The following is a 22,945-nucleotide window of genomic DNA, read 5'->3' as shown; positions in this document are numbered from 1 at the left end:
AGCTTAAAACTCTGAGAATATGGTGTGATGTTTAATCCTTATCTACTACAGCCCCCATAAAAAAGGTGGGTTACGCAGTCGTAACCCACCTTTTTTATTTATCATTTTTTCTGATAAAGACTATTAGTTAGCATAGAGTATTGCGCCTATACGCCACTCTTAACAGCTTACATTCATGATTGATTATCTCTTAGGAAACTTCTCACGCTTCGATAATTTTTTAAGATAATCTTGAACCTGCTCAGGCAACGCAACGCCTAGCATCTTTAACCATGAAAACAAATGCTGATAATAAATGTCTGCCAGCGTAAAGCTGTCCCCCGCTATATACTCCTGCTCATCTACCCAAGCATAAGCAATCGGTAGGGCTTTTTGGATACACCTCATGCAGTTGTTAGCGGTACCCTCAGGCCAGTTTTCATAATTGTCTAATACGTTGATTTTGGTGAGTATCCATAGATAACTCTCAATCTCGATCATGCCAAATGAAATCACTTGGCGAAGTTTATAGTTTTTCTCAGCGAAGTTCTCATCTGCTTTATTTAGTGTCAAAGGTTTGTCAGGGTGTAACTCATTGAGATATTCAATAATAGCCAACGACTCAGTAAAGTGTTTGCCTTCATGTGTGATGGTAGGGATTTTACCAAAGGGGTTAACGGCTAAAAACTCAGGACTACGCTGCTCCCCTTTTTTGCCATCTATTTCTTTGGTCTCATATTCTAAGCCCAGCTCCTGCAATGCCCAAATGACCGTTTCAGCGCGACTTGGATGGGTGTATTTGTATAAAGTAATCACTTACGTTCGCCTTTTATTATTAATAAAATCCATTTAAGGTTTATTCTGAAAAATCGTGCTCATTGCGTACGATTCGTCATACTCGCACAAAATACCAATGCACGGCAAGCAGCCACTCAAGATATAAAACTTTGATGTTTCATGAGCCGTTTATTTTAGACTTAAGCATTAAACATCAAAACTACACCGCTCACTATGATAAATAAACAAGTGCTTTTATACCAAAGAATCAAGTAATCCTTGCAAAAATTTCAAGCTTCCTCCTGTCAATATAAACAATAACCCCGCCATATTGATGAGAACAGTCAAATAATATGCCACTCGAAATTCAGGCTTTTGCGACTTGTGGCGTAGATACGTTTGCGCAACCATCGCGCCCACCCAACCGCCCAGCGCACTTAGCAGATGCAAGGTTGATTCAGGTGTGCGCCAATCATTATTCTGAGCAGCGGCTTTGTCTTTGGCATACATCATATAAGTAATGAGACCCAAAGCCACATACCAACCCACAACTAGCCAGCTGAGCTTGTTCATAGCGGCCAACAAGATTAATACGCCATAAAAGCCCACACCAAGGAACAAACGTTTCTTTTGTCCCGCTTCAAAGTCTGCTTGCATGCTACGTTTGTGATTACGCTGACGGATTTTCTGATTTTTTTGCGCCATTTTTTGCTGCACAAAGCTCAGTTCTTGTACATCTTTTGCTTGCATACGCCCTTGATTGTCTTGCCCAAATGTAAAAACAACTGGCTCACCGACCTCAGGGCGACGACGTGCTTTAAACTCATTGATATGAAAGAATATTGAATCACCATTCTGTGTTTCGATAAAACCAAAGCCTTTGTCATCTTGCCACTTTTTAATGTGACCTTGTTGCTTATTTACCATAAAACCCCCTGCCTGCTCTTAGAATTGCCAAATATATTACACTATTTGCGTTACACTATTTACGCTTACATACTCTCCAAGATGGCTTATCATTTCTTATATTATTCGCCAAACCAATTCCTAACCCCGTAATAAATGGCTGTTGACTATGACCGACTCACAATTTATCACTCCCAATGAAGACACCCGTATCACTTTTGGCAGCCTTGTAAAGCTGCACTTTGAAGTGTCACTAGAGAACGGTACGATGATTGATTCTACCTTTAGCCGTGATGCGCCTGTGACGCTTACCATTGGTGATGAAAGTTTATTACCTGGCTTTGAGCAGGTATTAATGAACCTGCGCGCAGGTGACACGCGCTCTGCCCACCTAGAGCCGGCGCAGGCATTTGGCGATTGGAATCCTGACAACATCCAACATTTCAGCCGTACTCAGTTTGCGTTAATCGCTGATAATCCAGAAATCGGCATGATGGTAGAGTTCGAAGACAAAGGCAAAAACACACTGCCGGGTACGATTAGTGCACTCGATGACGAGCAAGTCGAAGTGGATTTTAACCATCCTCTTGCCGGACAATCCCTGTTATTTAAAGTAAAAATCTTTAAGGTTACCCCGCCTGGTGTCACTGGTATAAAGCTCATGTAATCGCTTAAAAAACTGTCAGCTATAAAAATACATTTACAAAGGACATTCATATGCAATATCAAATGTTGCCACAACTCAATGAAAAAGTTTCTAAGATTTGTTTAGGCACGATGACATGGGGACAGCAAAATACCGAGACCCAAGCACATGAACAAATGGACATGGCGCTAAGCGAAGGGGTGAATTTTTGGGATACGGCGGAGATGTATCCATCGCCGCCGGATAAGGACAAGCAAGGCGATACTGAACGCTTTATGGGTACATGGTTTAATAAAACCAAACAGCGCGATAAAGTTATCCTTGCTAGCAAAATATCGCCGATGGATTTTTTGCGTGATGGGCAAACGCGTTTTAATGCCGAACATATTAGCAGCGCCATCGATGGCAATCTTCAGCGTTTGCAGACCGATTATATTGATATTTACCAGCTCCATTGGCCTGAACGCCAAGCGAATTTTTTTAGTCAGCTTGGCTATACCGAAGAGATGGCATCGCAACCATTAGATGATTTGACACCATTTCTAGAGACCATTCAAGCGTTAAATGATGAGATTAAAAAAGGGCGTATTCGCGCTTATGGACTATCGAACGACACCGCTTGGGGACTGATGCGCTACCTATGGGAGGCTGATAAAAATGGTTTGATCGCCCCTATCACGGTGCAAAATCCTTATAGTTTGCTCAATCGCTTATATGAAGTCGCTATGGCCGAGATTACGCACCGTGAGGATGTGGGTCTACTGGCTTATTCACCGCTTGGCTTTGGTGTCTTATCTGGTAAATATCTCGATGGAAAACGTCCAGCGGGTGCGCGTCTGACGATGTATGATCGCTTTGCGCGCTATACCAATGAACAAGCGCTATCAGCCACTGCTCAATACGCCAAAATAGCGGCAGATGCAGGTTTAGATATGGCACAGATGGCATTAGCTTTCGTTAACTCACGCTCATTTGTCACCAGTAACATTATTGGCGCTACTACGATCGAGCAGCTAAAATCCAACATCGATAGTATCCATTTAACTTTAAGCTCAGAAGTATTGGAAGCGATTGAAGCCGTGCATACACAGCATCCCAATCCATCACCCTAATTTTAGCTTGATGTGACACCATGGTCTGATGCAAACCAGACTTTGGCGCATTGAGGCTGTCGTATTTATAATCGACAAAAAAAAGGCACAAATCGCAGTCATAAACTGAGCGATTTGCGCCTTTTTTATTAGAGCGTGTTAAATATTCGCAACTATTATGCTGTCACCGCTTTATATTTTAGCGACTTTCGTTAAGACTCGCGAATGTAATTCGGCCAAACCTTCTTGCATACGGGCTTGTAACAAGTCCGTCAATTCACTTTTGCTCAACCCTTTGGGATCTATTGGCTCAAGTGGCAATACATAGGCGGTCACATCTTTCGTATCGAGTACCTTTTTTAGGCTCTCTTTCATCGTAAGCTTGCCATAATAAGGCAACTCTTCACTTAACGTGCCGTCTTTATTGACGTAAGCAATTACCAGCGGGCGTACGGGCACGTCAGCATCTATGGCAGCTTGTAGCAACGTGCCATGAATACGCTTGATTTTCTTACCATCGGTGGTGGTCGCCTCAGGGAAGAATATAACCGAGAAACCTTTGGTCAAAAAACTGGCAATTTGGGCGGCGACCGACCCTGCATCACCGGAACCACGCTCAATAAATACCGTGCCTGCTGCATGAGCCAGCTTACCAAATACAGGCCATTCACCGATTTCGGCTTTGGATAAGAAAAAAGCAGGACTCAATGTACCCACCACAGGGATATCCATCCATGACACATGATTGGATACCCATAATCCGTGGTGCTGCTCTACCCGCTCGACTGCCACAACCTTGACGCCAAAAGAGCCTGCCATTTTGCGGCAAAAGGCTTGAATATAGCGCGGCAATTTTTCGCGTGGTGGCTGCTTAAATGCCCCAATACGTTGGGCGGCGCGCAATCCACCAGCGATAGTGGTGGTCATGCCAGCAATTTGTTTGCCGCGCCCCAACTGTTGTCTGAGTGAGAAGCCTGACTTAGATTGGCTCATCTGTGTCCCTCGTGATTAAAAACTTATGATTATATATCGTAAACAAGCGCCATGAGTATAACAAAATTTATTCAGTCAGTGACGATTTGTTCACTGAGTTGCTTTTTATTCAACCAGTTCTGCTGCGTTCACTGATTTGTCTATGGCTTTCATTTACGCTGTAACATAAAACCATCGTTAATTGTGCTAGAACGCTTTAATATTAAGTGATGAGACCACATATATATGGTCATATGAACGCTATATCGACGTTTACTGAATGGATAATAGCGATATATTTACTTTATTAAATAGGTGATACTCTTTGGATTATTTTGAAAGACACGAAGGTGGCGAGCGCGCCATTATAGTACATTTAGACATCCGTCAAATTCAAGATCCTGATGATCTAGGTGAATTTGAGCTGTTAGCAGACTCAGCAGGGGCTGATCGTTTGGCTTTAGTCACAGGCTCACGCCAAAGACCCGACGCCAGATACTTCGTTGGTAGCGGTAAAGCAGAAGAAATAGCAGAATTGGTACGCGAACATGATGCGGATATCGTCTTATTTAACCATAGCTTATCGCCATCACAAGAGCGTAATATTGAAGCCTTGGTCAAATGTCGCGTACTGGATCGTACAGGTTTGATATTGGACATTTTCGCCCAGCGTGCCCGTACTTATGAAGGTAAGCTACAAGTAGAGCTGGCGCAGCTCAACCATTTATCGACGCGTTTGGTACGAGGTTGGACGCATTTGGAGCGTCAAAAAGGCGGTATTGGTCTACGTGGACCCGGCGAAACCCAGCTTGAGACCGATCGTCGCTTGCTACAAGTGCGCGTGAATCAGCTTAAAAGCAGAATCGAGAAAGTCAGACAGACACGTGCGCAAGGTCGAGCCCGTCGCCAAAAATCAGATGTGCCGACGATTTCGCTTGTCGGTTATACCAATGCGGGAAAATCTACGCTATTTAACCGCTTGGTCGACGAGAATATCTATGCAGCGGATAAACTATTTGCCACGCTTGATCCCACTCTACGCCGTTTAGACTGGCAGGGTGTTGGTCGTGTTGTTTTAGTCGATACGGTAGGTTTTGTCCGTCATCTGCCGCATGAGTTGGTCGAATCCTTTCATGCGACATTAGAAGAAACCTTGGAAGCAGATTTATTGCTACACGTCATCGATTCTTCTAGTGAAGATATGCATGAGCAAATTCAGGCGGTCAAAGACGTATTAGCGGAGATTGATAATGATGTACCAGTGCTCAATGTCTACAACAAAATTGATTTGACAGATGAGCCTGCACATATTGGTTATGCTAGCGAAGGACAACCCAATCGCGTCTATGTTTCTTCTAGAGAAAATCTAGGTATGGAAGCGTTGTCGTTAGCCGTGCAGCAGTTACTGACTGGTACACTCACCACCTTTGAGTTGACCTTACCTTATCATGCAGGTCAGTTAAAAAACGCCTTATATGAGCTGGGTGTTATTCAGGAAGAGAGCTACGATGACAGCGGGCATGAATGTTTAACGATTCGCTTGCCAAGCGATACGCTAAGACAGCTACTGGGTCAGGCCAATTTAGAGCCTTTAGATGTACTGCCATTAGCACAAGCCACATTATTAATGCCAGTACTTGAAGACTTCGAAAAACCTGATGAGGTTGAAGAGCCGACGATGACCGAAGCAGAGGAAAAAGCGTTTGATGAGTTTGATGCGCTGAATTCTGAAGCCGCTAAGTCAGAGGAATTAGCAGTAGAAGCGGAAACTCCTTACTCAAAGATATAAATGACTGAATCTGTAAAATAGCTTTATAAAAGACAAAAGGATGATATCCATTGATATCATCCTTTTTTTTGGCACATAGCATTAAACTTTATAGGTTACCCGATCACGAAAACGCGCTACCAGAGTCGATGTCGTTCAAAGTGAGCACAAGGCATTCGAGCTCAAATGATACACTCATTAATGATACACTCATTAATGATACACTCATTATAGTAAGCGAGCTTAACGCTGTTGCTATTTATAATCGCACTGACGATATGCTATAAGCTTTATTAGTTTGCCTACTCTCTATATAATCATCGGCTATAGGTTCAACTAATATTAATATCATTGATAGATAGAACACACTCATTAGAGTGCGGTTACCTATTTTGTGGCTCCTATCCTATCTATTTCTAAATCGGCCAGTATTTCTTATGAAATCTACTCATTCCGTCCATTTGCCGCTATGGCTTGCATTAATCCTGACACTCACGATGGTCATCGTGGTTCGTGAATCAGCCGTTATCATCTGTCAATTAGCAGGAATAGAAAAGGCTGCCAACATCGTTGGATTGGTCGCCATGTTCTTTATTTTGATGACATGGCGATTACTTAAAGGGTTGCCCAGTTGGCTCACCCAAGCCAGTAATACTTTATTGGTGGATAGCGGTTTTGCTTTTTTGCCCGTGTCTGCAGGTGCAGGTTTACTGCTATTTGCTTTAGGTGATGAGCTGTGGGGGGTTATGCTGACGATGATTATTAGCACACTCATACCGCTTTGGGGACTTGCCATACTTGCCAACCGTTGGCTCAATCACGATGTTAGCATCGATAGCACCACCGTTGAAGAGCACAAAGGACAGCTATGAGCTGTATGAACAAGGAAATTCAATGACTTTTGATAACGTGTTTGTGGCAACCTTTGCGGCGATATTATTAACGCTAATCGCCCATGTGACTGCTCGTGTACTGGTACGTAAGCTCTCATGGCTGCCGATGGTGATTACGGCGTTGGCGCTTGTTCTCTTATTTTTGTTTATCCTACAATGGGATTACAACGATTATTACGATGTTGCCAAGCCTGTATTTGATCACCTATTGGGATATGTCACCGTATTATTGGCAGTACCATTAGCAGCAATGAACTTTAAAGGTCTGCCAGTCAAAAAGCTTACTCTCATAGTTATCCTTGCAAGTGTGGTTGGTGCATTGCTACCGATGTCATTGGCTTATTTATTTTCATTAAGTCACGACACCATACTCGCTTTCGCAACGCGTTCAGTGACCACACCAATCGGTCTGAGTGTGGCAGATTTAATTAAAGCACCACTTGCCATGGCGAACTTAATTATTATTGTCTCAGGGCTTATCGGTGGTACTTTGGCGCGCTTTTTATTTCGCGGTATCGATGATGACCGTGCCAAGGGCTTAGCACTTGGATTGGCAGCGCATGCTTTTGGTACCGTCGAAGCATGGCAAATTAGCCACACTGCTGGGCGTTATGCGGCATTTGGACTGGCAGTAAACGGGCTGGTCACCGCCGTTTGGGTGCCTATTTTTATCAGTGCACTTTCTATATAACCCTGTTCAAAGCACTTCCCAGTGCCCCAAATAGCTTTTATTTCTCATGATTCATTCATTGCCACAGCCAGAATATTCACGTACCCCACACGCCTAAAAATAATAAAGCCGATACTCAATCAACATACTCTAAAACGGTAGTGTGTTGATTTTTTTACAAATTAAAAATGACTTTTATACTTTGTACTGATAATCGTATGCGTCGAAAAGTTATTATATGTTATAGTAAGCAACTATTATTTTTTGTATCCAATGCGAGTGGTTTCTAGTTAGACGTGGTTTTTGCTAGGGTGCTATATCGTTTGCAGCGATAAAATCCTACCAGCACGATAACCGCTTAAATGCGCAGAACGACGCGCCTATAGGCAAAGCAATTTGCTATTACTCGATGAAAAGTGATAACCCTATGATAAATGTTACAACCTTAGTGACTCGCTGCTTGTCTCCTGTTTTATTGACCGCTGTCGCCCTATCCAGCCTATCTCTATCTGTTGCTGCTCAAGCAGGTAATATGTATATTTACAAAGACAAAGGCGGACAAGTCTTACTCACTAACGTCAATCCAAGTGGTAATTTTGATAAATTTACTAAAAAGGTAAAAGTCACTTACTATAAAGATTCTAAAATGTATGACGGTAGTAGTGACAATAGCAGCAGTAATTACGGTAGTAGCTCTGCCAGCAGTAGCGGAAGCCGCAACTCATACGACAGTTATATTCGCGCCTCAGCTCAGCGTCATGGCGTAGATCCTGGGCTTATAAAAGCAATGATGCATAGCGAATCCGCATTTAACCCGAATGCACGCTCACCTGTCGGTGCGCAAGGTCTCATGCAGCTAATGCCAGCGACTGCGCGACGCTTCAAAGTTAGCAATCCTTGGAATCCTGCAGATAATATCGAAGGCTCTGCTAAATATATTGCATGGCTGATGAAGCGTTTTAATAACAACGTAGAATTTGCGGTTGCGGGCTACAATGCGGGTGAAGGTAACGTTGATAAATATAACGGCATCCCGCCTTTTAAGGAAACCCGTAACTATGTCAAAAATGTCATGAGCCGTTACCATAGCTTGTATAAAAACGACTCAGGGCTATCAGGCAGTACCATGAACGCTAGTAATCAAATCGCCAATCCTAGTCTCAGTAGCGGCTTACAAAACGTCAGCTATGGCACCAGCAGTAATAGCAATAGTGCCAGCTATGCCAACTCAGCATATGACGCATTACGCTAGAATGAAGACTGTATGAACCGTTGAATCCAAACGTAAAAAAGCCCGTTAATATAATTAACGGGCTTTTTTTGTGCTAAGAGGCTTTATCTATTCATTCATAATCTATCTTGTCATATTTTTTGAGTTCGATACAAGATTAATAATAAAGCTGATCGGTGAATACCAGACCTAAAAGCTTAGCACTCATCTTTCTTCTTAGCAAAATTTAAAAATTACTTGTTAGCCAGTGCTTGTGTTGCAGCAACTTCAGCAGCGAAATCTTCTTGCTTTTTCTCGATGCCTTCACCAACTTCTAGACGTTTGAAAGCAAGTACTTTTACGCCTTCAGCTTTTAGTACATCACCAACTTTCTTCTCGTTGTCCATAACATATGGCTGACGTAGTAAAGTCACTTCTTCTAGGTACTTACGTAGGCCACCTTCGATCATTTTTTCAACGATGTTATCAGGCTTGCCAGACTCACGAGCTTTTGCTTCGATGATGTCTTTTTCGCGTGCTAATAAATCAGCATCTACACTTTCGTCATCAACCGCAACTGGGTTAAACGCAGCGATATGCATGGCAAGGTTTTTGCCAGTATCTGCGTTGCCGCCTTCAAAAGATACCACAACACCGATACGTAGACCATGACGGTATGAAGCAAGGTTGCTACCTTCTAATACTTCAACGCGGCGTACTTGGATGTTTTCGCCGATTTTTTGTACCAAAGATACACGAGCTTCTTCAACAGTCTGACCATTGCCATATGGCAATTCAGCGATAGCAGCTACGTCAGTCACATTGTTTTCTAATGCAATGTTGGCTACTGCTTCTGCAAATGCCGTAAAGTTTTCGTCTTTTGCAACGAAGTCAGTTTGGCAGTTTACTTCTAACAAGAATGCTTTGTTGTCGCCTTGAGCGATGATGATAGCGCCATCAGCTGCAATGTTACCAGCTTTTTTAGCAGCTTTTGCTTGACCAGATTTACGTAGGTTATCAATGGCAGTTTCTACATCGCCATTTGATTCTTCTAACGCTTTTTTACATTCCATCATGCCAAGACCAGTACGGTCACGCAATTCTTTTACCATTTTGGCAGATACTTTTACTTCTGACATAAGAGTTACCTTTTATTATGTATGGGAGTGCTTAATTTCTATGAGATATATCTTTGCTATCTATTGGTACTATATCGCTCTTATAGTAATGGAAGCACTCATGGTTGATCGTGATAACAGACATCATTGTAATGACAGATATTGTGCATCACGAGGGCATATGTAAGCGATAATACTCGCTTATTAACGAGTGTTCCATCAACAATAAGGCATGACGAGTAAAACTACATCATGCCTATTGTGAGCTTATACGCTGTTAATAACGTTATATGGATGCAGATAGTGTGACTATCAAGCTATCCTTACAAAGTTAAACCTTTGGGGTCAGCCAATTATTCTGCTGGAGTCGCCGCTTCTTCTGCTTTGGCTTCAACTGGTGCTTCTTCAGTAGCAGGTGCTTCTTGCTCAGCTTTGCCGCCCGCTTGAGTCTGTGCGTATTCTTTACCAGCGATAATCGCATCAGCCATAGAAGTCACATACAAGGTCACAGCACGGATAGCATCATCGTTTGCTGGGATGATGTAATCAACGTTATCTGGGCTAGAGTTAGTATCAACGATACCGATAACTGGGATACCTAGGTTTTTAGCTTCTTTGATAGCAATCGCTTCATGATCTACGTCTACAACGAAGATTGCGTCAGGTAGGCCGCCCATATCTTTAATACCGCCTAGTGAACGCTCAAGTTTTTCCATATCGCGAGTACGCTCTAACGCTTCACGCTTAGTAAGCTTAGCGAAAGTACCGTCTTCTGCTTGCTTTTCTAGCTCTTTTAGACGGTTGATTGACTGGCGAAGTGTTTTCCAGTTGGTCAACATACCACCTAACCAGCGATGGTCAACGTATGGCATGCCAGCGCGTGCTGCTTGCTCAGCGATGATACCGCTTGCTGCGCGTTTAGTACCTACGAACAATACTTTGTTTTTCTTGGCAGCTAAGCCGTTAACGTAAGTCAATGCTTCGTTAAACGCTTTTACTGTGTGCTCAAGGTTAATGATGTGAATCTTGTTACGGGCACCAAAGATGTATGGTCCCATTTTTGGATTCCAAAAACGTGTTTGGTGACCAAAGTGAGCGCCGGCTTGTAGTAAGTCGCGCATTTCGATTTTGGTTGGATTCTTTGTAGACATGTGAAATTCCTATTGGTTGGGTTATGCCTCCACATCACAAAAACTGCCTATCTAGCGACACGCATCTGCTAACGGTTAATGCTCATTGTGGCAGCACTAACTTTTTTGCAAATTAATCAAGTCGCCAAACACCCAGCAATTTTTTGCCATGATGTGTGTGTCATTGGTTGATGGGTTGATGGGTTGGTTTAAAAAATTTAGCTATCGTTTGAACGTAAAAATACGATGTGATAAAAATAGCTGGGCTGTATTTTAGCATATAATGCTTAGCGACTGCTAGCGCTATTATGCTGTTTAAGTGGATGATAACGCATAAAAAAACGACGCATTAACGTCGTTCTTTATACTGAATAAATTAGCAGCTGTAGATTAAGCGATACAGATACCAATGACCGCTTTATATCCACGCCACGTAAATGGCGTGACGTAACTTTGGCGATCTTTTGGCAAATAAGACACGCTTGGTGCGCTCTCAACAATATGCGGCGGCGAGATAATAAACTCTGAGCCAAACTCAGTACGAGCATTACCAGAGATAGTGTTGGCCATCTCACCGAGCAGATCTTTCATCATCGTGATCGATGAGTCAGGCTCGCCCATCACTTTTATGACCTCTCGCAACATCACGCTTGGCGCACTCACATACACACAGCCTTCAATAGGCCCTGATATCTCGATAACGCCGCTATAATCATAACCAACAGCACTCTTGTTATGATTTAAATAAGGGGTATCAATGGACACTTCCGAGCCATCAATTTGTGCAAAAAATGCATTGATTGAGCTCAGAAACACACCCAATTTTTCTACTTTAACCATAATATATTAATATCCATCTTTATGACGCGGTGGCAGCAACGTTAATCCTGCAAACAGACCACAATCTCGCCTATCTGCGAGTTCCAAGTGATGGGAATGATAAAAGAACGCTCATCATTCGGCAACACAATACTTTGTGGAGAGCCTTTAAATACAAACGGCACAGAAATATGAAACTCTGAGCCAAACTCTTTACGCGCGTTACCAGCGATTGTATTGGCCACTTCACCAGCCAAATCGATATAATTCTCATCGCTTTTATCCGTTTCACCCATGCTATCCAGTATAGCGGACAATAACTGACGGGTTGCGGAAAAATACACCACGCCTTTTTGTCCACCCGATATACCGATCACACCCGTATAATCATGAACTTTTGGCTGTTTGTTCTCTAACAGATATGGGGTATCAGCGACAAGCTCCTCGCCCCCAAACTGATTAAAATAATTACTAATAATACTTAAAAAAATCTGTAGCTTTTGTTCTTTCATAATGACATCTACTTAAGTCGTTGAATGGTTTAGTCTTGCATTAGCTCATACAAAGACTCTACAAGCTCTTCTTCTGAAAAAGGCTTGCACAAAAATCCGCTGGCACCCAACGACAATGCTTCAATGCCAGTGGCTTTATCAGACAGTGCTGACACCACTAAAATGCGTACTTCAGGGTCAATCGCAATGATTTTCTCAATGCATTCAAGTCCGTCCATTTGTGGCATGGTCAAGTCCATGGTGATTACATCAGGACGATGGACATTGAACTTTTCAATGGCTTGAACACCACTGGTTGCCGTCGCAACCAGCATAAACTGCCCTGAATCGTACGCGCGTTGAATACGATTTCTAATAATATTTGAATCATCAACAATCATTAACTTATGCATAACTGATCTATTACCTTTAATGAAGTGTTTGTCATCCTTGACAATATACCTGCTGTTTCTAATTAAGCTTTTGGTAAAGTAATAACAAACCGTGTCATCTGACCGAATTCGCTGTTTACGTTAAGCTTGCCATCATAATCTTTTACTTTTGCTTTAATGATATCAAGACCGACACCTCGTCCGCCATCTTCATCTGCGTGTTCTTTGGTAGAGAAACCAGAAGAAAACAGTTGTTTGAGCAGCTCGCTTTGACTGAGCTGACTGGCTTCTTCTGTACTAAAACGACCATCACTGCTTAACTTGGCACGAATGCTATCATAATCAATACCTTGACCATCATCTTGCACCATCAGCATGAAATCTGAGCCGTTGTCTTTTAGTTCTAAATCAATCGTCCCAACCGCAGTCTTACCAATCGAATGACGAACACTTGGCGCTTCAATGCCATGCACCACGGCATTACGTAGTAGCTGAATGCTAATCTCTTTAATCGGCTTTACCAGATGCGCTGGTATGTCCGCTTGCATCAGCGTATTACTCTTTAGCTCTACTTGCTTACCTTGTCTTGCGGCAATATCTTTTGCAAATGCTTTATAAAAAGACAGATGATCATCAGTTGCGTCATTATCTAGGTCAATATCCTGACCAATATCAGTATCCATGCTACTGATTGAAGGATTTGATGTCTGACTGTCAGTCGCCACCGTTTTTGACATACTGTTTTGAGCACTATTGTCATCTAACCCATTTGCAGTTGGTGCAGTCGCTGGTGCTGAACGGTTAATGCGCTCGCCCAAGGTCGCGATGGTATTTGATAGGCTTAATAAGTCATCCAAATGTACGGCCAATGGCAAGAAATCGTTACCAGATAATTGACCTTGGTTTTGCAATGCGTGCAGTTTGTCTTCCGCATCTGAGGCAATCTTGGTAAAGCTATGCAGTTTTAGCGCAGAAGCTTCACCTTTTAAGCTATGCATTTCGCGGTAAATGGCTTTTAGTTTGCCCTCAAGCTCGTATTGTGAGCTACCAGGATTTTTCAAGATATTGTTCATTTTCTCAATGTGCATCTGCGTATTATCAATAAACTCATTAATAATCTTTGGATTTACATTTAGAATAGTGGTGAGCATCTCAATCTGCATGTCGTTTTGCGAGCGCTCTTTTTCTAGACGCTGCTCTAAATATACGGCATCCGATACATCGTTGACGTTGACCAAAATACGGGCAATGTCTTTGTTGTCATAAACACGTGAGAACTTGAAGTCTAAGAAGCGATTATTCTGTGCTTTATCACCAGCATTGTTGTGTAGCATAACTTTGTGCAGTGGATTGAGAGAATCTACCAATTTTTCTTTAACGCGTGGATTGTAAAGCTGCTCAATAAATTGCTGTGTGGTTTTCAGATCTTTATCAGAAATACGCCCACGTAAAACGTTAGTAAAGTTCTCTCCTGACAATCTGTCCTCACCGATAATATCATTCAGTGCGCGAGAATGCTGCTGACCAATATTCAAGTCTTTATCAAGTAAGAATAGACCCGTATTTACCGTTTCCATAATTTCTTGCGTCTCGCGACGAGCAGCGAACGCTTCAGCATCGGTTTCACGTAAACGACGTACAAAGAAGAATACAAAGATTAGAAAGTAGGTAAAGATGGCGGCAACACCAAGCACCTGAATAAGACGAATGGTCGTCGCTTGGCGTTCGGCACTATTGAAAACATCTTTGGTCAAATTGTCTAACGAATCGTTAATCAATAGACTTGACGTCTTGGCTTGTTCAACGGCTTGGGTCAGATCATCTTCAGAGGAAACCATAATATTATCAGCATCTTTGAGATATGCTTGAATCTTAGGCTCTAACGCTTTCCACTGCTCATTAGCTGCGGTAATGTTTACTTGTGCGTTACTGTCAATCTTTGGCAGATCATAAGTTTTGCCATCAACATCAGTGATCGTTGCACCTTGCTCAATAGCAGCAATAGAGCTGGTAATCAACGCCGTATTTTCCTCCAAACGCTCCAAAACGCGCTGAATATGCGGAGAGTTAGTATCTTCTCCATAGCTATTATCTAAATCAAATAAATCTTTAATTACCGCCTGCGCGCTATTAGCGACTTGGTTGGTTTGGTCAATTAAAGCGGTATTTCTTTCTAATAAGTTTGAGGTATAGAACGTAAAGGCTAACAAAGCACCGATGAGCGATAAAAATAGTGCAATTGAAATGATCAGACCTTGATAGCGCTTATTGTCAACATTGGGAGTGGTTGCCATCTTCAGAATTCCTTAGTTCAATTGCGTAGTATTAGTATCAGAATTACTCTTATCAGCAGATGCAGGTACAGCCTCACCTAACCAGCGCTCTTCAATTTCTTTAAATGTCCCTTTTTCTTTCAGTTTAGCAATACCCTCATTAACCGTATTAATCAACTGAGTATTTTCTTTTGCCATTAATACGACTTGTTGCGCTGAAGGTGCGTCTGCCGCTTCATAAGGTACAATCTTCACTTTATGTTCTGGATAACCTTTTATGATGTACTGCAGCACTGGCATGTCATATAAGAAAACATCAGTCTTACCTTGCACTAAATCCTGATAAGCCAAAAATGCAGTAGATCTTGAAACCAACTCAACCGAGCTACCCATCTGTTTCAGAGTATCTTCTTCTTTAGAACCTGCCAACGTACCAGTTTTTAGACCCTTTATATCGTTTAAGCCTTTGATATCAAACTTACCTTCCAAGTACATGATGGTAGCTGGGTTAAAAAAGTAAGGCGTTGATAGACCATATCTTACCGCGCGATCATCTTTATAAGAGATACCAGAAATAGCTAAATCACGTTTTCCTGACTCCACACTATCGAACATATCTTGCCAAGTTTCTTTATAAAACTCGACCTTAAAGCCTTGCTCCTCGCCGATAGCTCTAATGGAATCAACGTCCGTACCCTGCATATTGCCATAGTCATCTTGAAACGAGAAAGGTGGTAAATCACCCGTCATAGCGACCTTTAATGTTGGTGCCGTATCAGGCAAATTACTAACAAAATTATCTTTATTTTCTGTTACTGGCGTACCAGTCGAATTGGCATTTTCTTGAGTGGAAGAGTTACCGCAGCCAAACAGGCCAACACTCAATACAATTGGTAACACTCGATATAACTGCATCATAATTTACCCTTAAAGCTTCACGTGGTTGTACATATTAATTAATGACAATCTAGCAAGGTTAGGTAATATCTTCACAATACTTACTTACAGAAAGTTACGTTTGATAATACTTGCCTAACTTTATGATTGCAATAATTATGTTTAGTTATTACGTACAATTTGTTATATATGGCAAATAAAGGATATTAAGGGCGTACATAAGTCTACCTTTATGACTGAAGACTTGTAATATGGTCTTGTTTTATGAGCATTTTTAGGCAAAAAATAAAATAAAAAGCACAAAAAAAGCATCCTTACATAATCAATGTAAGAATGCCTTTTAAGATGCTAGTGCAAGAATTATAAAGTCTCTGGCTTACTCCGCATCGTCCAGATTTAAATTACGATCTATCTGCCAAATTAAAAAACAGCCAAGACTCATCAAAGCGAACATCGCAATACCAATTTTGAGCACGGGATTAACTGGAAATAGGTTTAATAATAATCCACCAAAGATACCGACTGAAAACATGAGCGAGCCTTGTAGCGCACTTGCCATGCCCGCTCGGCGTTTTTGAAAGGCCAGCGCAATAGCAGAAGCATTTGGCTGAGTAAGACCTAAGCCTGCGATACAGAAGAAAATACAAGCCAGTACCAGTGGAAGCCAAGCATCAGTACCCAAAAATAGACCTATGATAAATAGCACGCCTGCAGAAATAACCTGCATCATCGCACCAAAGCGCAAAATACTCAAAATACGAAAGCGATTGGTAAGCCACTGATTCAGCTGAGTCAAACCCACAAAACCAGCAGCATTCATCCCAAATAGCCAAGCGAAGTGGGTGGCGGATACCCCATAGGTATCCATAATCAGCTCAGAGGCTGAACTGATATAAACAAACATCGCCCCCATCAGCAGGCCGCCACCAATCGCTGGATAATTGAACGTCGGGTCTTTTAATAAGTCCCAGTATTGACTCAGTACTTCTCTTGCAGGACGTACATTACGATTTTCTTCCGTCAACGTTTCAAAGAAGAAAAACTTTGTGAGTAATAAATTCAACGTGCCAAAAGCAGCCAAAAACCAAAAAATAGAGTGCCAGCTAAAAAACTGTAGAAATAGTGCACCAAGCGATGGGGCCAATATCGGCGCTAAACCCATCACTAAAATCATAATAGAAAAGGCTTTTGCGGTTTGCTTAGCAGTCAATCGATCGCGAATCGCAGCACGAGTGACCACCGCGCCGACACACGCACCAAGCGCTTGCATCGTCCGTCCAACAAACAATACATACTCGTTATTAGTAGTCGCACAAACAATGGATGCGATGACATATAGCGTCATACCGATATATAAAGGCTTAACACGACCAACACGATCACTAAATGGTCCATAAAATAACTGGCCAAATACCAAGCCTAAAAAATAGGCAGGAACAGAGTTGGCCATAAAGGCTGTGGAGACACCAAAGTCATCTGCCATCGATGGTAATGCAGGCAGATACATATCAATAGACAATGGCCCCACTGCCACGATAAGTCCAAGCATCATAATCCATGCAACAGGCAAATCAGCAGAGCGTACGCGCTCAGAAGCAATGGGTCGATTGGGTAGAGAGGATTTTGGAGCAGACATATTCAGACCATTTTATATAGAGTGTATTAAATCGTTATAAAGGTTCAATACACTCTAGTGATTGTTATTGTAGTATTCAGGCTTCCATTGTCTTTAATATTTAGTCTTTACTCAATACTGAAAACAAGGGTCATTGCCACCATTAGTGCACATTTGCATACAGCGGCGCAAGTGGACAGTGTTATATCGTACTATCCGCTCACATTTCAATAGAGGTATGACGTGAATAAAACAAACAATAACAACTAAAAACAATCACAATAATTTGTCAAAACAGGTCTGATCGTCAGCGTAGCGGCATAATTAGTAAAAAATATTTAGCGGAACTGGCGCTTACCAAATGCCGTACTGGCTTGCTTGGCTTTTCTTAACGCAAGCTTGCGATTACGACCGAGCATCATTTTAAGCTGCCATACTTTTTCTTTATATAAAGTAGTGGCTGGCTGCTGGAACATAGCGTTGACCACTCGCTTACTCGCCAACACCGCATCAGGAGAGCGCTCTGCAAATTCAGCAGCGAGCTTTTGCGCCTGCTCAAGTGGCGCTTCACTGCAATGGCTGACAAGACCCAATGCTTTGCCCTCACTGGCAATCACGATACGCGCACTCATGGCAAGCTCTTTTAGCACATCTTCACGTACCACGCCAAACGCCGATTGCGTCAAACCCATGTCAGGTACCAGCCCCCACTTAGCTTCCATAATAGACAGCTTGCAATCTGGATGACTGATACGCACATCGCAAGCCAGCGCTAGCTGAAGACCTGCACCGATACAATAGCCTTCTAGTACGGCAATGACCGGTACAGGCACATCGCGCCATACCAGACAAACTCGCTGGAACGAGCTCTGCCATGGCTTTACCAGCTCCCAAACGGCGAACGCTTGATTTTTCGGATGATTCAAATCACCCAAGTCGATGCCCGCACAAAACGTGCCTTCAGCGCCATTTAGAATCACCGCACGTATCGTTTTATCTTTACCAATGCGTTCTGCGACGGCAATCAATTCTTTCACCACTTTAAAGCTCATGGCATTTTTTTTGTGTGGGCGATTCAAGGTTACCGTGAGTATATTGTCGGTCATACTAACTTGTAAGGTTTCATATTGGTAAGTGGCAATCGCGTTCATAACAATCCTTATTCATGAATAAAATAGAAATGGCATCTAAATATGATGCCGATATGTCTAAAGCTGATGGCAACAATATTAACAGCCTTGTTACGACGCTACCTCATCAATAACTGACTGCGTCGATTCGATTCACTATTTATGTCATAAAACCATCATTTCTAAATCATTTTCCATGTCATATCATTTTCACTCAAACGATGATAATTTAGCTGAGGATAGGCTGACAAATCCAGCGCCTGCAAGTTATTTAACGCTGTTATTAACGCGGCATAATATGGCTCAAGCATGGCAAACTGCGCAGGGGTGGTGTGTTGGACATTCAACAAGCATTTATCTTCTAGGTCTTGACTGGCCTGACGTAATTGCGGCACACCAGTATAACGACTGCCGCCTAAGATGCGATGGGCAATTTGCGCTAGCATACTGCGATCACGGGCGTCCCACGCTTGCGTCAGCGCCTGCTTTTCATCATTAATAGTATCAAGCATCATAATGATAAGCTTGGCTGCCAAGTCGGGCTTATTCGCTGAGCGGGTCAACGCGTCTTGCCAATCTAAAATAGCAAACCCATCACTTTCGTTAGCCCCCAAAGAGTGATGGCTTAAATGGTGGTGACTGCTGTCCCAACTCTTTGTTCCTTGCGCATATGTGTGTGAATCTGTAGGCGTTGCCACTCCATCGTGAGCACTATTTATCGGTGTTTCCGATGGCTTTAATAGTGGCGACTGTCCTTGTTTATGTAAGCGCAAGTTCTCATAGCGTGGCTGGGTGTCGCGCGGTGTTTCGCGTCTATAGTCCTCGCGTGGTTGGCTGTCTCGCAAGTAGTTATCACGAATTTTCTTCAATGATAAAGGACGCGTTATTTTTGGCTGATTGATTGTATTAGAACCGCTATGACGGTTATTCTCATCACCTTTCACCATAGGATAGGCAATGGTTGTAGAGTCTGATGGCCACGTTGAATACGTTCCAGCCTCCCTATTTTGTGAGTCGGTAGAGTGTGAATTCTCTTTTGATAAATCGATAACCTGCACATCAGTATTGTGCACATCCGTACTGTGCAGATTGGTATCAGGCAACGCTGTTAACTGCGGCATTGTCGTTGTGCGTCCAAGCCATTTTTGCAGCACTTGTAATAACTGAGGCTGGCTAATGGGTTTACCTACATAGTCATTGATGCCACTGGCGATCAGTTTGTCTCGCTCATCAGCCAAACCATGGGCAGTCAATGCAATAATCGGGATACGGCTCTCATCATTTTCAATATTGCGAATTTGTCTTGCGGCTTCATGCCCTGACATACGCGGCATTTGGATGTCCATGAATATTAGATCAATATGACCTTTATCCTGAGTAGCAACTTTATCGTCGGTATTCACCTCTTCATAAAGCGTACTATTTGATTTTTTATTCACCTCATCGCGCGTTTCAGCTTTAGAGATTTGCGTTTTATTCGACAGACTTTGCTTATCATTCTTTGTGGTTTTAAGATTTTTGGTTTGTTGTTTACTGATAATTTCTATGGCGTCAAAACCACTACTCGCTGTGATGACTTGGATGCCAAGCTCACTAAGTAATGCATCGAGCACCAACAAATTGGGCAGATGATCGTCGACTGCCAGTACCGTCACCCCTGTCCAGCGCGGTTCTTGCACGCTTTTTTTGGTACTGCGGTTTTGGGTGTCGAGCATGGCATAAAGCTGTCTTTTGTCTAAAGGCTCATACAAAATATTGGCATGATAACGATTTAATAATGCTTGATCGGCAGCAACTTGATAACCAAATACCGCAAGCTTGCCTTGGTAATGCAGACGAATTTGTTTGAGTAATGCCATCATATCGTCTTGGGTATCATCATCGACGATGACCCAATCCCAATAATTACCATGCTCTTTTAATGACTCAAGCACGCCTGGTAATGAGTTGGCTTGGGTCAATTTAATCGGCAAATATTGCAAGCTGGCTTTGAGCACTTGGATAGAGGCGGTATGATTGATCCATACCAATACATTAAACTCATCGGTCTCACTCGCCAATGGAGCCAAGACCGGTAGCTCAATCGTCTGTCCTGTAGCCGCTTCCAATACATCGACATGTGCTGGCATCCGAAACCAAAACGTTGCGCCCTGATTGGCAATATTCTCTTGAGCATTATCATGAAAGCCAATATCACCGCCCATCAGCCGCGTTAATTGCTTGGAGATAACGAGCCCCAACCCTGTGCCGCCATACTGACGAGTGATTGAAGGGTCGCCTTGGCTAAAGCTTTGGAACAGCATCTTTTGATCAGCCAAAGAAATGCCCTTACCGCTGTCTTGCACACTGATCATGAGATAATTATCACGATGGTCATCTAAGCTGACACGCACCACCACGTCGCCACTATCGGTAAATTTAATCGCATTGCCGACGATATTGGTCAATACTTGCTTGAGGCGCAGGGCATCGCCATTAATACGCATCGGCACATCATTATAAAACAGCACCGCCATGCGCAGACCTTTTTCTGCGGATACAGGTGAAAGCATATCGACCACGTCATAAATGGTGTCATAAAGGTCAAACTCATGACGGTCAAGTACCAGCTTGCCCGCTTCAATCTTAGAGAAATCCAGAACATCGTTAACCAAGGCAAGCAAGTGTGCTGATGACTTACGTATGGTTTGCACGTACAAATCTTGTTCAGGATTTAGTTCGCCATGCCTTGCCAGCAAATTGATAAAGCCATCGATACTGTTTAATGGCGTGCGCAGCTCGTGGCTGATATTGGCCAAAAACGCCGATTTGGCTTGGCTGGTTGAAATTGCCGCATCACGTGCATTACGAATAGAGATGTTTTGCATTTCCATCTCATCAAACGCAAGGCGCAAATCATCCTCGGTTTGCTCGGCATGGTCTTTTAGTTCCTGAAAGCTTCTATGCAAGCGGCGCAAAGTTTTGACCAAGTCTTGCTGCAATAAGTTCAGCTCACCATCTGACTCAACAGGAATAGGCTGATACAGATTGTCGACATGGGTACGCTGCAACTGCAAACGTAGCTCATAAATTGGTGCTATCCAGCGCTTTGAATAAATATTTAAACTCAGCAATAAAATCAAAATGGTGAACAAGCCGGTAATCACTAACGCCATGGCGATACGGTAGCGGGCGATGTAGAGTGGTTCATTGTCCATATCGACGAGTAGCCACAGTTTTTGTCCTTCAAACTCCCCTAACACACTGCCATAAGCGGTTCCAATAGGCGTTGGTTGCTGCGATAAAAAATTCTTTTTTGTATCTATTACAGGCCATGCTTCGTTCAGTCCATAACCGACTGCGGCGAGCACTTGATTGCTTTCATTGATGATCGCAATACGCTGTACATGTTGCTCGGACTGCATACGACCCAGTTTATCTTGGATTTCCTCAAGCTTCGTGATGGTCGTTTGAGTGGCATCATTTGCTCTGACTTCGCCATCCGCATTGGGTTCGCCGTCTGCTTGCTGGCGCTCTTGCGCTAACAGCTCAGGGATTAGCTCTGCAATCGCTGGGGTATAACGAATCAGCACCGCCTCCGCCAATACTTCTTGTTCGGAATTGCTGGCGCGCATGGTCTCATAAAAGACCAAAATACCGCCCACCGCTGCCAAGATACAAATGGGTAAAAACACCAATATAATCAACTGGCCATACGCACTGCTAGTATCAAAACGTTTTTTGTATGCCATGCTAGCTTTACTCTCTACAGAAAATTGCACTATGAATCAATAGCGGCGGTAAGCGGTGTTAGCCAATCATAATTTTTTAGGGGCTGTGCTCATTTCAAAGCTATCGTCATTTCAAAAATGATAACTGCCTACCCATGATAAATTTAGTGATTCTTGTTATTGCCGTACCTATATATTGCCATAACTATAACGCATTTCATCGATCATGGTGAGTGGCTATGATGCAAAGGCATTTTAACTGTCCAGCCCTTTTTAAACACCACTCATTTACCAAAATCTCTTGATGCCTTCAGCGTAGCCAAAAACAAAATGATATAATGACGCAACTTTTCATTTATTGCTATTTGGTTAAAGCGACAGAAATGTCATTAATGATCAAATCACTCACTTCACTCAATAGCAGCCGTATCAAGATATTTATTCAAAAATCAAAATGA

Annotated in this window: 19 protein-coding genes; 6 read left to right on the top strand and 13 right to left on the bottom strand. The window is 42.7% G+C overall.

The window, feature by feature from the left end:
• Positions 1 to 183 precede the first annotated feature (183 nt).
• Together I3252_RS14285 and I3252_RS08290 are read right to left on the bottom strand one after the other, a co-directional pair.
• On the bottom strand, positions 184 to 795 hold the full coding sequence (locus I3252_RS14285) for a glutathione S-transferase family protein (protein WP_238034840.1): 612 nt from the start codon (positions 793 to 795) through the stop codon (positions 184 to 186).
• Positions 796 to 1,011: 216 nt separating this feature from the next.
• A complete protein-coding gene (locus I3252_RS08290) occupies positions 1,012 to 1,683 on the bottom strand; it encodes a cold shock and DUF1294 domain-containing protein (protein WP_060490442.1) in 672 nt (223 codons plus the stop codon).
• Positions 1,684 to 1,831: 148 nt separating this feature from the next.
• On the opposite strand from I3252_RS08290, the gene I3252_RS08285 reads away from it, so the two are divergent.
• Positions 1,832 to 2,329: a peptidylprolyl isomerase gene (locus I3252_RS08285; RefSeq protein WP_238034839.1), complete on the top strand. Its 498-nt coding sequence runs from the start codon at positions 1,832 to 1,834 to the stop codon at positions 2,327 to 2,329.
• 50 nt (positions 2,330 to 2,379) lie between these two features.
• A complete protein-coding gene (locus I3252_RS08280; RefSeq protein ID WP_238034838.1) occupies positions 2,380 to 3,420 on the top strand; it encodes an aldo/keto reductase in 1,041 nt (346 codons plus the stop codon).
• A gap of 171 nt (positions 3,421 to 3,591) precedes the next feature.
• Here I3252_RS08280 and I3252_RS08275 read toward each other — a convergent pair whose 3' ends face one another.
• On the bottom strand, positions 3,592 to 4,392 hold the full coding sequence (locus I3252_RS08275) for a lysophospholipid acyltransferase family protein (RefSeq protein WP_060490440.1): 801 nt from the start codon (positions 4,390 to 4,392) through the stop codon (positions 3,592 to 3,594).
• A 304-nt stretch (positions 4,393 to 4,696) separates the two neighbouring features.
• Here I3252_RS08275 and hflX point away from each other — a divergent pair, with 304 nt between their 5' ends.
• The 4 genes from hflX to I3252_RS08255 all read left to right on the top strand — a co-directional run bounded on the left by hflX (position 4,697) and on the right by I3252_RS08255 (position 8,954).
• Positions 4,697 to 6,160, top strand: a complete 1,464-nt coding sequence (gene hflX / locus I3252_RS08270) for a ribosome rescue GTPase HflX (RefSeq protein ID WP_238034837.1) — start codon at positions 4,697 to 4,699, stop codon at positions 6,158 to 6,160.
• Positions 6,161 to 6,576: 416 nt separating this feature from the next.
• Positions 6,577 to 7,011, top strand: a complete 435-nt coding sequence (locus I3252_RS08265) for a CidA/LrgA family protein (protein WP_238034836.1) — start codon at positions 6,577 to 6,579, stop codon at positions 7,009 to 7,011.
• A 22-nt stretch (positions 7,012 to 7,033) separates the two neighbouring features.
• Positions 7,034 to 7,723 carry an LrgB family protein gene (locus I3252_RS08260; RefSeq protein WP_238034835.1) on the top strand — a complete coding sequence of 230 codons (690 nt, stop codon included), beginning with the start codon at positions 7,034 to 7,036 and terminating at the stop codon, positions 7,721 to 7,723.
• Between the two features lie 406 nt (positions 7,724 to 8,129).
• Positions 8,130 to 8,954, top strand: a complete 825-nt coding sequence (locus tag I3252_RS08255) for a lytic transglycosylase domain-containing protein (protein WP_045443853.1) — start codon at positions 8,130 to 8,132, stop codon at positions 8,952 to 8,954.
• A 212-nt stretch (positions 8,955 to 9,166) separates the two neighbouring features.
• Here I3252_RS08255 and tsf read toward each other — a convergent pair whose 3' ends face one another.
• The 10 genes from tsf to I3252_RS08205 form a co-directional block, all read right to left on the bottom strand.
• Positions 9,167 to 10,051, bottom strand: coding sequence for a translation elongation factor Ts (gene tsf, locus I3252_RS08250; RefSeq protein ID WP_045443645.1), 885 nt, complete (start codon positions 10,049 to 10,051; stop codon positions 9,167 to 9,169).
• Positions 10,052 to 10,383: 332 nt separating this feature from the next.
• On the bottom strand, positions 10,384 to 11,181 hold the full coding sequence (gene rpsB, locus I3252_RS08245) for a 30S ribosomal protein S2 (RefSeq protein ID WP_045443642.1): 798 nt from the start codon (positions 11,179 to 11,181) through the stop codon (positions 10,384 to 10,386).
• Between the two features lie 369 nt (positions 11,182 to 11,550).
• Positions 11,551 to 12,000, bottom strand: a complete 450-nt coding sequence (locus I3252_RS08240) for a chemotaxis protein CheX (protein WP_055125718.1) — start codon at positions 11,998 to 12,000, stop codon at positions 11,551 to 11,553.
• A gap of 41 nt (positions 12,001 to 12,041) precedes the next feature.
• Complete coding sequence (locus I3252_RS08235; RefSeq protein WP_045443636.1) at positions 12,042 to 12,491, bottom strand: chemotaxis protein CheX; 450 nt, start codon at positions 12,489 to 12,491, stop codon at positions 12,042 to 12,044.
• 29 nt (positions 12,492 to 12,520) lie between these two features.
• Complete coding sequence (locus tag I3252_RS08230; RefSeq protein WP_045443633.1) at positions 12,521 to 12,883, bottom strand: response regulator; 363 nt, start codon at positions 12,881 to 12,883, stop codon at positions 12,521 to 12,523.
• A gap of 62 nt (positions 12,884 to 12,945) precedes the next feature.
• Positions 12,946 to 15,156: an ATP-binding protein gene (locus I3252_RS08225; protein ID WP_238034834.1), complete on the bottom strand. Its 2,211-nt coding sequence runs from the start codon at positions 15,154 to 15,156 to the stop codon at positions 12,946 to 12,948.
• 12 nt (positions 15,157 to 15,168) lie between these two features.
• Positions 15,169 to 16,053, bottom strand: a complete 885-nt coding sequence (locus I3252_RS08220) for a transporter substrate-binding domain-containing protein (protein WP_045443631.1) — start codon at positions 16,051 to 16,053, stop codon at positions 15,169 to 15,171.
• Positions 16,054 to 16,408: 355 nt separating this feature from the next.
• The gene (locus tag I3252_RS08215; RefSeq protein ID WP_201580911.1) at positions 16,409 to 17,668 is read right to left on the bottom strand and encodes a multidrug effflux MFS transporter; all 1,260 of its coding nucleotides are present in this window, start codon (positions 17,666 to 17,668) and stop codon (positions 16,409 to 16,411) included.
• A 317-nt stretch (positions 17,669 to 17,985) separates the two neighbouring features.
• A complete protein-coding gene (locus tag I3252_RS08210; protein ID WP_238034833.1) occupies positions 17,986 to 18,798 on the bottom strand; it encodes a crotonase/enoyl-CoA hydratase family protein in 813 nt (270 codons plus the stop codon).
• Positions 18,799 to 18,959: 161 nt separating this feature from the next.
• Positions 18,960 to 22,508: an ATP-binding protein gene (locus tag I3252_RS08205; RefSeq protein ID WP_238034832.1), complete on the bottom strand. Its 3,549-nt coding sequence runs from the start codon at positions 22,506 to 22,508 to the stop codon at positions 18,960 to 18,962.
• Positions 22,509 to 22,945 lie beyond the last annotated feature (437 nt).

Origin of the sequence: Psychrobacter sp. Ps4 (assembly GCF_022129285.1) — a bacterium.
GTDB classification, from domain to species: Bacteria; Pseudomonadota; Gammaproteobacteria; order Pseudomonadales; family Moraxellaceae; genus Psychrobacter; species Psychrobacter immobilis_A.
Note: the sequence above shows the minus strand (reverse complement) of the source record. Positions and strands in the feature narration are given on the sequence as shown.

What these genes read in the sequence shown, in the direction of transcription:
- I3252_RS08280 (WP_238034838.1), top strand. Translation starts at nt 2,380, where the DNA reads ATGCAATATCAAATGTTGCCACAACTCAATGAAAAAGTTTCTAAGATT.
- I3252_RS08205 (WP_238034832.1), bottom strand. Translation starts at nt 22,508, where the DNA reads ATGGCATACAAAAAACGTTTTGATACTAGCAGTGCGTATGGCCAGTTG.
- I3252_RS08275 (WP_060490440.1), bottom strand. Translation starts at nt 4,392, where the DNA reads ATGAGCCAATCTAAGTCAGGCTTCTCACTCAGACAACAGTTGGGGCGC.
- tsf (WP_045443645.1), bottom strand. Translation starts at nt 10,051, where the DNA reads ATGTCAGAAGTAAAAGTATCTGCCAAAATGGTAAAAGAATTGCGTGAC.
- I3252_RS08260 (WP_238034835.1), top strand. Translation starts at nt 7,034, where the DNA reads ATGACTTTTGATAACGTGTTTGTGGCAACCTTTGCGGCGATATTATTA.
- I3252_RS08225 (WP_238034834.1), bottom strand. Translation starts at nt 15,156, where the DNA reads ATGGCAACCACTCCCAATGTTGACAATAAGCGCTATCAAGGTCTGATC.
- I3252_RS08235 (WP_045443636.1), bottom strand. Translation starts at nt 12,491, where the DNA reads ATGAAAGAACAAAAGCTACAGATTTTTTTAAGTATTATTAGTAATTAT.
- I3252_RS08215 (WP_201580911.1), bottom strand. Translation starts at nt 17,668, where the DNA reads ATGTCTGCTCCAAAATCCTCTCTACCCAATCGACCCATTGCTTCTGAG.
- rpsB (WP_045443642.1), bottom strand. Translation starts at nt 11,181, where the DNA reads ATGTCTACAAAGAATCCAACCAAAATCGAAATGCGCGACTTACTACAA.
- I3252_RS08265 (WP_238034836.1), top strand. Translation starts at nt 6,577, where the DNA reads ATGAAATCTACTCATTCCGTCCATTTGCCGCTATGGCTTGCATTAATC.
- I3252_RS08240 (WP_055125718.1), bottom strand. Translation starts at nt 12,000, where the DNA reads ATGGTTAAAGTAGAAAAATTGGGTGTGTTTCTGAGCTCAATCAATGCA.
- I3252_RS08230 (WP_045443633.1), bottom strand. Translation starts at nt 12,883, where the DNA reads ATGCATAAGTTAATGATTGTTGATGATTCAAATATTATTAGAAATCGT.
- I3252_RS08210 (WP_238034833.1), bottom strand. Translation starts at nt 18,798, where the DNA reads ATGAACGCGATTGCCACTTACCAATATGAAACCTTACAAGTTAGTATG.
- I3252_RS08285 (WP_238034839.1), top strand. Translation starts at nt 1,832, where the DNA reads ATGACCGACTCACAATTTATCACTCCCAATGAAGACACCCGTATCACT.
- I3252_RS08290 (WP_060490442.1), bottom strand. Translation starts at nt 1,683, where the DNA reads ATGGTAAATAAGCAACAAGGTCACATTAAAAAGTGGCAAGATGACAAA.
- I3252_RS08220 (WP_045443631.1), bottom strand. Translation starts at nt 16,053, where the DNA reads ATGATGCAGTTATATCGAGTGTTACCAATTGTATTGAGTGTTGGCCTG.
- I3252_RS08255 (WP_045443853.1), top strand. Translation starts at nt 8,130, where the DNA reads ATGATAAATGTTACAACCTTAGTGACTCGCTGCTTGTCTCCTGTTTTA.